At 72.3% G+C, this 12204-nt stretch carries 11 protein-coding genes; 5 read left to right on the top strand and 6 right to left on the bottom strand.

The window, feature by feature from the left end; genetic code table 11:
* Together ACWDSL_RS28080 and ACWDSL_RS28075 are read right to left on the bottom strand one after the other, a co-directional pair.
* The coding region (locus ACWDSL_RS28080; RefSeq protein WP_450489984.1) for a serine/threonine-protein kinase at nt 1-1045 on the bottom strand (1045 nt) is incomplete at its 3' end.
* 195 nt (nt 1046-1240) lie between these two features.
* Nucleotides 1241-2137 (bottom strand): VOC family protein, encoded by an 897-nt coding sequence (locus ACWDSL_RS28075; RefSeq protein ID WP_450489982.1) that lies wholly within the window; start codon nt 2135-2137, stop codon nt 1241-1243.
* 392 nt (nt 2138-2529) lie between these two features.
* Here ACWDSL_RS28075 and ACWDSL_RS28070 point away from each other — a divergent pair, with 392 nt between their 5' ends.
* Nucleotides 2530-3177, top strand: a complete 648-nt coding sequence (locus ACWDSL_RS28070; protein WP_450489980.1) for a TetR family transcriptional regulator — start codon at nt 2530-2532, stop codon at nt 3175-3177.
* A gap of 226 nt (nt 3178-3403) precedes the next feature.
* Here ACWDSL_RS28070 and ACWDSL_RS28065 read toward each other — a convergent pair whose 3' ends face one another.
* Together ACWDSL_RS28065 and ACWDSL_RS28060 are read right to left on the bottom strand one after the other, a co-directional pair.
* Nucleotides 3404-3922: a nitroreductase family deazaflavin-dependent oxidoreductase gene (locus ACWDSL_RS28065; protein WP_450489978.1), complete on the bottom strand. Its 519-nt coding sequence runs from the start codon at nt 3920-3922 to the stop codon at nt 3404-3406.
* The gene (locus tag ACWDSL_RS28060) at nt 3922-5262 is read right to left on the bottom strand and encodes an acyl-CoA dehydrogenase family protein (RefSeq protein WP_450489976.1); all 1341 of its coding nucleotides are present in this window, start codon (nt 5260-5262) and stop codon (nt 3922-3924) included. The genes ACWDSL_RS28065 and ACWDSL_RS28060 overlap by 1 nt, the downstream gene beginning before the upstream one ends.
* A 149-nt stretch (nt 5263-5411) precedes the next feature.
* Here ACWDSL_RS28060 and ACWDSL_RS28055 point away from each other — a divergent pair, with 149 nt between their 5' ends.
* Both ACWDSL_RS28055 and ACWDSL_RS28050 read left to right on the top strand, forming a co-directional pair.
* Nucleotides 5412-6602, top strand: a complete 1191-nt coding sequence (locus tag ACWDSL_RS28055; protein ID WP_450489974.1) for a thiolase C-terminal domain-containing protein — start codon at nt 5412-5414, stop codon at nt 6600-6602.
* A gap of 172 nt (nt 6603-6774) precedes the next feature.
* Nucleotides 6775-7467, top strand: coding sequence for a pyridoxine/pyridoxamine 5'-phosphate oxidase (locus tag ACWDSL_RS28050; RefSeq protein WP_450489972.1), 693 nt, complete (start codon nt 6775-6777; stop codon nt 7465-7467).
* Nucleotides 7468-7488: 21 nt separating this feature from the next.
* Here ACWDSL_RS28050 and ACWDSL_RS28045 read toward each other — a convergent pair whose 3' ends face one another.
* Both ACWDSL_RS28045 and ACWDSL_RS28040 read right to left on the bottom strand, forming a co-directional pair.
* A complete protein-coding gene (locus ACWDSL_RS28045; RefSeq protein WP_450489970.1) occupies nt 7489-7950 on the bottom strand; it encodes a Zn-ribbon domain-containing OB-fold protein in 462 nt (153 codons plus the stop codon).
* Nucleotides 7947-8399, bottom strand: a complete 453-nt coding sequence (locus tag ACWDSL_RS28040) for a DoxX family protein (protein WP_450489968.1) — start codon at nt 8397-8399, stop codon at nt 7947-7949. The genes ACWDSL_RS28045 and ACWDSL_RS28040 overlap by 4 nt, the downstream gene beginning before the upstream one ends.
* Before the next feature lie 176 nt (nt 8400-8575).
* Here ACWDSL_RS28040 and ACWDSL_RS28035 point away from each other — a divergent pair, with 176 nt between their 5' ends.
* Together ACWDSL_RS28035 and ACWDSL_RS28030 are read left to right on the top strand one after the other, a co-directional pair.
* Nucleotides 8576-9730, top strand: coding sequence for a flavin-containing monooxygenase (locus tag ACWDSL_RS28035; protein WP_450489966.1), 1155 nt, complete (start codon nt 8576-8578; stop codon nt 9728-9730).
* A 204-nt stretch (nt 9731-9934) separates the two neighbouring features.
* Nucleotides 9935-12175 (top strand): acetate--CoA ligase family protein, encoded by a 2241-nt coding sequence (locus ACWDSL_RS28030; RefSeq protein WP_450489964.1) that lies wholly within the window; start codon nt 9935-9937, stop codon nt 12173-12175.
* Nucleotides 12176-12204 lie beyond the last annotated feature (29 nt).

Here is a 12204-nt window from a genome sequence, read left to right as displayed (position 1 = left end):
CACCTTTATCTACCCTTTTTTCTCCACCCTCTTTCCCCCCCCGCCGCTCTCCCGATCTGCGCGCCCCGCCCCCCCCCCCCCCCCCACTCGCGCCACCGTCGCCGCCATGGCGGCCGTCCGCGCCCCGCGCGGGGCGCGCGATCTGGTTCCGTCCGTTGCGCTTGCGTTCGATCAGCGCCACCGCGCCGGCCGGCAGCCAGGCCGAGGCCGTACCGCTGTCCTCGGCGTTGGAGGCGAACAGATGCGGGGCCAGCTGCGACTGCAGATCGGCCGGGGTGGGCCTGCGCTCGGGCTCCATCTGCATACAGGACTCGATGAGCGGCCGCAGTTCGTCCGGCAGACCGGTCAGATCCGGGCCCTCGCGCAGCAGCATGAACACGGTCTCGACCGGGTTGGCGCCATGGAACGGAGCGTGGCCGGTCGCCGCGAAGGTCAGCGTCGAACCGAGCGAGAAGATGTCGCTCGCGCCCGTCACGCTGCGCGAGTCGCGCGCCTGCTCGGGCGACATATAGGCCGGGGTGCCCACGGCCACGTTGGTCATCGTCAGCCGGGTGTTCGAAACCCCGGAAGCGATACCGAAGTCGATTACTCGCGGACCGTCCTCGACGACCAGCACATTCGACGGTTTCAGATCCCGGTGGACCAGACCCGCGCCGTGGATGGACTGCAGCGCCTCGGCGACCCCGGCCGCCAGCCAGCGCACCGCCTGGGCCGGCATCGGCCCGCACTCATTGACTATCTCCTCGAGGGAGGGAGCCGGGACGTAGGCGGTGGCCAGCCACGGCACCGCGGCCCGCGGATCGGCGTCCACGACGGCGGCCGTGTAGAAACCGCTGACCGCACGCGCCGCCTCCACCTCGCGGGTGAAGCGGACACGGAACAGCTGGTCCTCGGCGAGCTCGGTCCGCACCGTTTTGATCGCGACCCGTCGGCCGGACGCCGAGCGGGCCAGATAGACCAGCCCCATACCGCCCGCGCCAAGCCGGCCGAGCACCTCGAACGGTCCGATACGCCTCGGATCGTGCTGCGTCAGCTGCTCCACCACTTGCCTGCCACCTCCCCGTGGGGCTTGAAAAAATACAGCCCCGCTGCAGCGTCTCACCGACAAACCAACCGGCGGCACGCAACCTGCATTCTCTCTGGCGAAGGCGGCGGTTGCGAACCCGGGGGCGATTTCGTCGTGTCACCTGGCGGCGCCCTACTGACCTCCACTTTGCCGTACGCCGGGCTCCCGGCCCCGTTACGCTCCGCTTTCCGTGCGCGAAGACCCCGCCGCCGAGGTGTCGACGACGGCGAAGTGCGCGCCCTGATTGTCCGCAAGCGCCACGAAACGCCCGTACGGCGTATCTTCGGGGTCATTGAGCAGGCGCCCGCCGAGCGCGTGCGCCCTCCGCGCGACTTCGTCACAATTCGCTACCACGAAGTAGGTGAGGAAGTGCGCGGGCATCTCGGCCGGAAATCTGTCGCCCATGGCGGCGCGGGCGCCGATCGCATGCCCGGGCTCCACGGGCTTCCCGCGCGGCGTCCAGAACACGATGTCGGCCTCCTGCCGCCGCCCATCCACCCCTGCCCCTTCACTCGACTCCCTCTCCTCGCCCGGCCTCTTGCCCTCACCCGGCTGCCCGCCCAACTCCCTTTCCTTCCCCAGACGGACCGTCCCGTATCCGAAGACCGCCCGGTAAAAGGCGTCCACACGCTCCGGATCCCGGGTACGGAGCTCGATCCAGCCGTACGAGCCCGGGGCGCCGTGCTCCTCGAAACCGGGGTGGCTGCCCGCCTGCCAGACGCCGAAGACCGCGCCCCCGGGGTCCACGGCCGTCACCATGACGCCGAAGTCCCCGATCGGCATGGGCTCGGTGATCAGCCGGCCTCCGGCGGCGCGGATGCGCGCGGCGGTGGCGGCGGCGTCCTGGGCGGCGAAGTAGATGTTCCAGACGGTCGGCATCCGACCGTCCAGCTTGGGGGCGAGGGCGGCGACGTTCCGCCCGCCGTGGAACGCCTGGGTGTAGTGGCCGTAGTGCCGCTCGCCCGCCCCGAAGGTCCAGCCGAACAGCTCGCCGTAGAAGCGCTTGCCCGCCTCCAGATCGGGGAGCATCGCGTCCACCCAGCAGGGCACGCCTTCCGCGAATGCGGCCATGGTTCCGGTCCTCCCGCACGAATGCCCCACTACGCCACACACAAAGCTCTTTGCGTCATTCGCCACGCTAACGGTTCATCGCCGGTAAAGCCCGATTCGAGACGCGGGCACGGGGCTTGATTCGGGCACATCCCCAGGGTCTATTTCAGGCCGCTCACCGATTCCCCGACCTGCACCGCTGTCGCTCTGTCCACCGAAGTTATCCACAGGCTGTTGATAATATGAATCACACGAACGGGTTAGTCGTCCGCGGACGGCCGAGAAGCCGCCCAGACGGGCCTCGATGACTCGTTGTCCCTGATCAGCGCGGCCTCAGGAGTCCCAGGCCGAGCACGGTCCCCATTTGCACGCAGCCGAATCGCGCTTCGATCACCCCTCGGTAAGCTGACGTCATGACAGGACAAGTACGCACCGTCGACGGGCGGGTCGCCGGTCGCCGCGGGCAGGCGACGCGGCAGAAGCTGCTCGACTGCCTCAGCGAGATGCTCAGCACATCCCCGTACCGAGACGTCAAGGTCATCGATGTCGCGCGCAAGGCCGGCACCTCGCCCGCGACGTTCTACCAGTACTTCCCCGATGTCGAGGGCGCCGTCCTCGAGATCGCGGAGGAGATGGCGAAGGAGGGCGCGGGCCTGACCGACTTGGCCGCCGGGCGCTCGTGGGCCGGAAAATCCGGCGCACAGGCCGCGGAAGAGCTCGTCGAGGGCTTCCTCTCCTTCTGGCGCAAACACGACGCCATCCTGCGGGTTGTCGATCTTGGCGCGGCGGAGGGGGACAAGCGGTTCTACAAGATCCGCATGAAGATCCTCAACGCCGTCACCAATTCCCTGACCGACGCCGTCAAGGAGCTCCAGGCCAAGGGCCGGTACGACAAGGACGTCAGCCCGGCGGCCGTCGCGGGCTCGATCGTCGCGATGCTGGCCGCGGTCGCCGCCCACCAGAAGGGCTTCCAGAGCTGGGGCGTCAAGCAGGCCGAGCTCAGGCCCGCCCTGACGCTTCTGATCCACCTCGGCGTCACGGGCAGGAAGCCGCCCAAGTAGGCCGAGTAACACGCACCGCGCGCGTCGGCGTCGCGAGCGCCCGGGCCCCGACCCTTCGGGCCCGCCATCGCTCGCCCATCGCAGCGGGCCGGTCGGCTCCGGGGTCCCGCACGTCCTGTCACCCCCCACGGCGAACCCCCGACCCACCGGCCCTACGCGCCCTGGCCCACCGGCCCAGCCTTGCGCGCCGTAACCCACCGGCCTCACGCGCCGTGACCCACCGGCCCTACGCGCCGTCGGATCCCTCCCCGTCCCGTGTCGGCGTCACGCGGAACAGGCGGATCTGGCGCTCCACCCGCGCCTGGTACGTCGCGTACGGCGGCCAGAAGCGGAGCGCCGCCGCCCAGGCCGCCTCCCGCTCCTCACCCGTCAGCAGCCGCGCCCGCACCGCGATGTCACGGCCCTTCCAGCTGATCTCCGCGTCCGGGTGGGCCAGCAGATTCGCGGTCCAGGCAGGGTGGCCCGGCCGGCCGAAGTTGCTGCCGATCAGCAGCCAGGTGCCGCCGTCCTCCGGCATACAGGCCAGCGGAGTGCGGCGCGGCAGACCGCTTCTCGCGCCCGTCGCCGTGAGGATCACGCCGGGCAGCATCCGGGCGCTGGGCAGCACCTTGCCGCGGGTCAGCCGGTGCACGGCGCGGTCGAGCACCGGGACGATATGCGGCGCGACCTTCGCGAAGGCCCGGCCCGACGACACCTTCTGGATCAGCCGGACTCCGTAGCCCGGACGCGTTGTGGGCGACTCCATCACACCGCCACCGCCTTCCGGGCCCGGTGCCCATCGGTACTCGCGGTCGCGGTCGCGGTCGCACTCGCGCTCGCCGCGTCCGGCTCCGCGAACAGCCCTTCCCGCTCGGCCGCGCGCGCCCGCAGCCGGTGCACCGGGCCGAAGAGCAGTTCGTCCGAGGCGGCCCGCTTGAAGTAGAGGTGCGCGTCGTGTTCCCAGGTGAAGCCGACGCCGCCGTGCAGCTGCACCGCCTCCCCCGCGGCCGTACGCTGCGCCTCCAGCGCCTGCGCGAGCGCGAGCCCGCTCGCGATGGCCGCCCCGGCGGCTTCTCCAGCCTTGATACCCGGGCCCGCCTCGGACTCGTGCGCCGCCGCGGACCGCCCCACGGCCCACGCCGCGTAGTACGCCGCCGACCGCGCCGTCTCGACCTTCACATACACCTCCGCCAGCCGGTGCTTGACCGCCTGGAACGACCCGATCGACCGGCCGAACTGCATCCGCGTCCGTACGTACTCGACCGTCCGCTCCAGCGCCGCGTCCGCCGCCCCCATCGCCTCGGCGGCGAGCGCGGCCGCCGCCGTCGTCCCCAGCCGCGCCAGCGCGCCCACCACGTCCGGGCTCTCTGCGCCCACCGCGCCCAGCGGCTCGGCCGGTACGTCCCGCAGCTCGATCCGGCCCTGCGGCCGCGTCTCGTCCAGCGCGGTCAGCCGCGTACGGACCAGGCCGGGCGCCCCGGCCCGGACGAGGAAGAGCAGCGTCCGGCCGCGCGTATAGCCGCCCGTGCGGGCGGCGACGAGCAGCAGCCCCGCGCTGTGCCCGTCGAGGACCTGGTCGACCTGCCCGTAAAGCCGCCAGCCCCCGCCGCCCCCGCTGCCCCGGCTCTCCCGCGCCTGGACGCCCCCCGCGCGCCCGCCGCCCGCCCAGCCGCCGCCGTCCTTGTCCCCGCCTGTCAGGCCGAGCGCCCTGGTCAGCTCCCCGCCGGGCACGGCGAGCGACGCCGTGAGTTCGCCGCCCGCGATACGTGGCAGCAGCTCGGCGCGCTGCGCGCCCGTCCCGAGCCGGTCGAGGAGGGGCGCGGCGAGCACCGAGGTGGCCGTCAGCGGGGACGGGAGCAGCGCGCGCCCGGTCTCCTCGCAGGCGAGGGCCAGCTCGGTGGGCCCACAGCCGACGCCCCCGGCCTCCCGGGAAAGAGCGAGGCCGGGCAGCCCTAGCTGCCGTGCGAGCAGCCGCCACAGCGCCTCGTCGTGGCCCGACGCGGTGCGGACCGCCGCCTTGACCTCGTCGGGGCCGCACCGCTCCCGCAGCAGTCTGCGCAGCGTACGGCGGATCTCGACCTGTTCATCGGTGAACGCGGCGTCCATCGCAAGCACCTCCGCTTCTGACGGACCGTCATATTAGGGACGAGGTGCACACTTTCCCACCCCTACACACGACCTCCCTCGCAATCCACCCCCGCCCCCCTCCTCCGGCCCTGTCCCCGCCCCCGCATATCTGATGTACCGTCAGATCTATGCCAGCGAAGCCCGCAGCGAAGCGCAAGCGCGCCCGCAAGGTCGCCGTCGTCGGCGTCTCCCTCTCCGACTGCGGCCGCGTCGACAGCGCGACCCCCTACGCCCTCCACGCCCAGGCCGCCCGCCGCGCCCTCGCCGACTCCGGCCTCGACCGGTCGGCGGTCGACGGCCTCGCGTCGGCCGGGCTCGGCACGCTGGCCCCGGTCGAGGTCGCCGAGTATCTGGGCCTGCGCCCCACCTGGACCGACTCGACGTCCGTCGGCGGCTCCACCTGGGAGGTCATGACGGCCCATGCGGCGGACGCGATCGCCGCGGGCCACGCTCGCGCCGTCCTCCTGGTCTACGGCTCCACCGCCCGCGCCGACATCCGCGCGGGCCGCCGTACCTCCAACCTCTCCTTCGGGGCGCGCGGACCGCTCCAGTTCGAGGTTCCGTACGGCCACACCCTGGTCGCCAAGTACGCGATGGCCGCGCGCCGCCATATGCACCAGTACGGCACGACCCTCGAACAGCTCGCGGACATCGCCGTCCAGGCGCGCGCCAACGCCGCGCACAACCCGGACGCGATGTTCCGCGCCCCGATCACGGTGGACGAGGTGCTGAGCGGCCCGATGATCGCCGACCCCTTCACCAAGCTGCACTGCTGCATCCGCTCCGACGGCGGCTGCGCCGTGCTGCTCGCGGGCGAGGAGTACGTACCGGAGACGGCGAAGCCCCCGGTGTGGGTGCTGGGTTCGGGCACCGCGATCTCCCACACCACCATGTCGGAGTGGGACGACTTCACCGTCTCGCCCGCCGCGCTCTCCGGGCGGCAGGCCTTCGAGCGGGCCGGGGTACGGCCGTCGGACATCGACGTGGCCGAGCTCTACGACGCGTTCACCTATATGACGCTGGTGACCCTGGAGGATCTGGGCTTCTGCGCGAAGGGCGAGGGCGGGGCGTTCGCCGGCAAGGGGCGGCTGACACTTACGGGCGACCTGCCGACGAACACGGACGGCGGCGGGCTCTCCGCCTGCCACCCCGGTATGCGCGGACTGTTCCTGCTGGTGGAGGCCGTACGGCAGCTGCGCGGCGAGGCGGGTGAGCGGCAGGTCCGCAAGGCGGGCGGACGGCTGCCGGAGCTGGCCGTGGCGTCGGGGACGGGCGGCTGGTTCTGCTCGTCGGGGACGGTGGTGCTCGGGCGCGACTGAGGGCGCGCGAGTGGGCACCGGGCACTCAGGGGGACGGCGCGCGAGAGAGCACCGGACGCTCAGGGGACGGCGCGCGAGGGGACATCCCGCGCTCAGGGGATACCGTGCGCTCCCTGTCCCTGCTCCCATGCCACCCTGCTCCTCGGGAACGAACGAGGAGGCAGGGAACCCGATGGGTGCAATCGACGACGAGGCCGCCGAGGAATTCCGCGCACTGCTGCGCGGACTGCGCGTGCGCGACGGCGGCGAACTGCCCGCCTTCGACCCGGCGACGGCGCCCGAAGCACCGCTTCCGCTCTTCCGGCGCTGGCTGCGCGAGGCCGCCGAGGCGGGCGTACCGGGCCCGCACACCATGACGCTGGCCACCGCCGACGCGGACGGCCGCCCGTCCCTACGTACGGTGATGCTGCACGACGCCGACGACCGCGGCTGGCACTTCGGCACGCACCGCACCAGCCGCAAGGGCCGTGAGCTGGCCGCGCAGCCGTACGCGGCGCTGGGGTTCCACTGGACCGCGCTGGGCCGGCAGGTGCGCATCGGCGGGCGGGTCACGGCGGCCGGCCCCGAGGAGAGCGCGGCGGATCTGCACGGGCGCTCACCGGCGGCGCTGACCGCCGCGCTGGCCGGGGCCGGGCGGCAGAGCGAGGTCCTGGGTTCGTACGAGGAACTGGAGCGGGCCTTCGAGGCGGCGCGGGAGCGAGTCGAGCGGGAGCCGGACGCGACGGCGCCGAGCTGGACGCTGTATGTCCTGGTCGCGGACGAGGTGGAGTTCTACCAGGAGGAGGAGCACCGCCGGCACGTACGGCTGCGCTACCGCCGGGCGGCCGAAAGCGGTGATTGGCGGCGCGAGCTGCTGTGGCCGTGAGGGCGGGCCGCTCAGGGAGGCTCATCGCCTCTGTCCGGTGCCCTTGACGGGGCGGAAGACGGGGATCGCCGGGGAGTCCTCGTACGGGGCATCCTCGCCCTCGGCGCGAAAGTCGACGCACAGGTCCATGCCCACACGCAGATCCGGACCGGCGCACCCGACCAGCTCGGTCATCATCCGTGGGCCCTCGGCGAGTTCGACGACGGCGGCGGTATAGGGGACACGCGCGCCGAACGGCGGCAGGTCGTTGCGGTGCACCACGGACCAGGTGTAGAGGGTCGCGCGGCCGCTCGCCCGCTCCCAGACGACGCTCTCGCTCCAGCACCGGGGACAGAACTCGCGCGGATAGTGGTGAGCTTGGCCGCAGTCGTTGCAGCGGCGGATCAGCAGCTGCCCCTGCGCGGCCGCGTCCCAGTAGGGGCGGGTGAAGGCGTCGATCTCCGGTAGGTCGAAGCGGGGTGCGCCCTCGGGGAGCGTGCTCACAGGAACAGCCCCCACGCCTCGTCCAGCGCCCAGGTCTGCCAGCTCATACCGAGGAGGGCGACCAGGGACATGAGCACCATCATGGAGTTCTGCCCCTGCTCGGCCCAGTCGTGGATCATCAGCACGAAGTAGAGCAGGTTCAGCAGCGCGCCGCCGATCAGGGCGATCGGGGTGAGGAAGCCCAGGACCAGGCCCAGGCCGATGGCCAGCTCGGCGTAGAGGACGACATACGCCATCAGCTTGGGGCGGGACCCGACGACGGCGCCGAATCCGCCGCGTACGAACGCCCAGCGGTGCTTGGCGGCGACGCCGGCCGCCCAGGTGATGCCGGTGTTCCGTTCCAGCCAGGCCTTCTTGTCCTTGTGCCGCCAGCTCTCCAGCCACCACAGGCCGAGCCCGATGCGGAGCACGGCGAGCCATTCGGGCCCGCTGAGCCAGATCGTACGCATCTCTCCCCCTCTCCGGCCGCCCCGCCGGGCGCCGACCACGCAATCTGACGGTACGTCAGTTCAGCGGACGCGGGGGCGGCCGCGCAAGGGGTCGTGCAGCGGCCTGTGATCGATCCGCAACCGATTCGGAATAAATTTGTCGGAAACCTGTCAAATATCTGACTACGCTCACGCCCATGGCCGACACCTTCCCCGAGCACTCCTCACCTGTGTACGTGATCGGCGCCGGCCCGGGCGGGCTCGCCACAGCGGCGGCCCTGCGCGAACGCGGCATCCGCGCGGTGGTCCTGGAGAAGTCGGAGGCGGTCGCCGCCTCTTGGCGTGCCCATTACGACCGGCTGCATCTGCACACCACGCGCCGCCTGTCCGCCCTCCCCGGGCTCGCGATCCCCCGTGCGTACGGGCGGTGGGTCGCCCGCGACGACGTGGTGCGCTATCTGGAGCAGTACGTCGAGCACCACCGGCTGGAGATCGTCACCGGGGTGGAGGTCTCACGGATCGACCGGGCCCCGGACGGCGAGGGCTGGGTGCTGCGGGCCACGGGCGGGCGGACGCCCTCCTCGCCCGTCGTGGTCGTGGCCACCGGCTACAACCACACCCCGCGCGTGCCCGACTGGCCGGGCCGGAAGACCTATACCGGCGAGCTGCTGCACGCGAGCCGCTACCGCAACGCCCGCCCCTACGAGGGCCGGGACGTCCTGGTCGTCGGCATCGGCAACACGGGCGCCGAGATCGCGGTCGACCTCGTCGAGGGCGGCGCGGCCCGGGTGCGGCTCGCGGTGCGCACCGTGCCGCACATCCTGCGCCGCTCCACGGCGGGCTGGCCCGCGCAGGCCACCGGCATCATGGTGCGGCGGCTGCCCACCACGCTGGTGGACCGGGCGGCACGGGTGATGAACCGGCTCACCATGCCGGACCTCGCCGAGCACGGACTGCCCTTGCCGGAGACCGGCCTGTACACCCGGGTGCGCCAAGGCGCGATTCCGGTGCAGGACGTCGGCCTCATCGACGCGGTCCAGGCCGGGAAGGTGGAGGTGGTGGCGGCGGTCGAGTCCTTCGAGGAGGACAAGGTGGCGCTGGCCGACGGCTCCCGCATCAGCCCCGACACCGTGGTCGCGGCGACCGGCTACCGGCGCGGCCTGGACGACCTCGTCGGCCACCTGGACGTGCTCGACGCGCGCGGCAGGCCGCTGGCCCACGGCCCGCGCACCGCCCCCTCGGCTCCGGGCCTGCACTTCACGGGCTATACGAACCCGATCAGCGGCATGTTCCGCGAACTCGCCATCGACGCGCACAAAATCGCCAAGGCCATCGACCGCACATCGGCGTGATATCGCCGCTCCCGCCCGGCGTGACCGCTGGATCCGCCGGGCACCATCACCTCACCGCCTCAAGAGCGGCCCCCGTCACCCTGCGTTTTGTCCACGCACCCCCATTCCTGACATGGCGTCAGTTCCGTTAATCTGACTCCTGAGTAATCTGACTGGACGTCAGCTATCTGGCTTGTCGCCAACGAGCAGGAGTGGCGGATACCGATGCTTGGATCGACTCACGGCACCCTCACCACCAACTCCCGTCACGCCCGCGTCGCCGCCTGCGGCCGGCCTCCCGGCCCCACCGTCCATGTCCACGGCAGATCCGCGGCCGCCGAGACCGCCGAGGACATGGACGTCAGCGGCCGCCCGCTGCACTCCGCCGTCCCCGATCTGGACCGGTTCTTCCGCCCCGAGTCGGTGGCCGTCATCGGCGCCTCCGACGCCGAGGGCCGCCCCAACACCGGCATCACCCGGCAGCTGATCGCCTGGGCCGAGCGCGTCGGCGCGCGCCTGCACCCCGTACATCCCTCCCGCTCCGCCGTCTTCGGCCTCCCCTGCGTCCCGTCCGTGGCCGATCTGCCCGAACCGGTCGATCTCGCCGTCCTCCTCGTCCGCGACCCCCTTCCGCTCGTCGATGAACTCGCCGCCGCCAAGGTCAAGTTCGCCGTCGCCTTCGCCTCCGGCTTCGCCGAGACCGGCGCCGAAGGCGCCGCCGCCCAGGCCCGGCTGTCCGCCGCCGTACGGCGCGGCGGACTGCGCCTGCTGGGCCCCAACACCAACCTCAACGCCTTCGAGGAGTTCCGCGAGGACCTGGACGGGCCGGCGATCGCCCTCATCACCCAGTCCGGCCACCAGGGCCGCCCCGTCTTCACCCTCCAGGAGCTGGGCATCCGGCTCAGCCACTGGGCCCCCACCGGCAACGAGGCCGACCTGGAGACCGCCGACTTCATCTCCTACTTCGCCTCCCGGCCCGAAGTCGGCGCCATCGCGATGTATGCGGAAGGGCTCAAGGACGGGCGCAGCTTCCTGCTGGCCGCCGACCGCGCCGCCCGCGCCAAGGTGCCCGTCGTGGCCGTCAAGGTCGGCCGCACCGAGACCGGGGCCCGCACGGCCGCCTCCCACACCGGCAAGCTGACCGGCTCGGACGCGGTCGTGGACGCGGCCATGCGGCAGTTCGGCGTGATCCGGGTCGACGGCCTGGACGAGCTGCAGGACACGGCCGCGCTGCTCGCCCGCGCCCGGCCCCCGCACGCCGAGGGCGTCGTGGTCTATTCGATCTCCGGGGGCACCGGCGCCCACTTCTCCGACCTGGCGACGGCCGCCGGGCTCCCGCTGCCCACACTCTGCGCCGAGAAACAGGCCGAGCTCCACCAGTGGATACCCGACGACCTCAGCGTCGCCAACCCCGTCGACAACGGCGGCCACCCCGTCGGCGACTGGCGGGGCCGGAAGATCATCGACGCCATCCTCGCCGACCCGTCCGTCGGCGTGCTGATCTGCCCGATCACCGGGCCGTTCCCACCGATGAGCGACAAGCTGGCGCAGGACCTGGTCGACGCGGCGGAAGAGACGGACAAGCTGGTGTGCGTGGTGTGGGGCTCGCCGGTGGGCACCGAGGCCGCCTACCGCACCACCCTGCTCGGCTCCTCGCGCGTCGCCACCTTCCGGACCTTCGCCAACTGCATCACCGCCGTCCGCGCCTATCTGGAGCACCACCGCTTCACGGCCGGCTACCGCTCCCCCTTCGACGACGCCCCGCGCACCCCCTCCCCCTCGGCCCGCAAGGCCCAGGCGCTGCTGCGCCCGGGAGAACAGCTGAGCGAGCACGCCGCGAAGCAGCTGCTGCGGGCGTACGGCATCCGGGTGCCGCGCGAGCAGTTGGTGACCAGCGCGGCGGCGGCCGTCCGCGCCGCCGGTCTGGTCGGCTACCCCGTCGCCATGAAGGCCTCCGCGCCACAGCTCGCCCACAAGACCGAACTGGGCCTGGTCAGGCTCGGGCTCACCTCCGCGAGCCAGGTCCGCGACACCTATCGGGACCTGACCGACATCGCCCGCTACGAAGGCGTCGAGCTGGACGGTGTGCTGGTCTGCCAGATGGTCGAGCGCGGTGTGGAGATGGTCGTCGGCGTCACCCACGACAGCCTCTTCGGGCCGACCGTCACCGTGGGCATCGGCGGGGTGCTCGTCGAGGTGCTGCGGGACACTGCCGTACGCGTGCCGCCCTTCGGCGAGGACCAGGCGCGCGCGATGCTCACCGAGCTGCGCGGCCGGGCCCTGCTCGACGGCGTACGCGGCATGCCCCCCTGCGATGTGGACGCCCTGGTCGAGGTCGTCCTCCGCGTCCAGCGCATGGCCCTGGAGCTCGGCGACGACCTCGCCGAGCTCGACGTCAACCCCTTGATGGTGCTGCCGCGCGGCCAGGGCGCGGTGGCCCTCGACGCCCTGGCCGTGTGCCGCTGAGGCACCCGGCCCGCGCGCCCGGCCCTCCA

It is taken from the genome of Streptomyces sp. NPDC000941 (assembly GCF_053599555.1).
The sequence above is the reverse complement of the archived record's forward strand: the minus strand, read 5'-3'. Positions and strand labels throughout refer to the sequence as shown.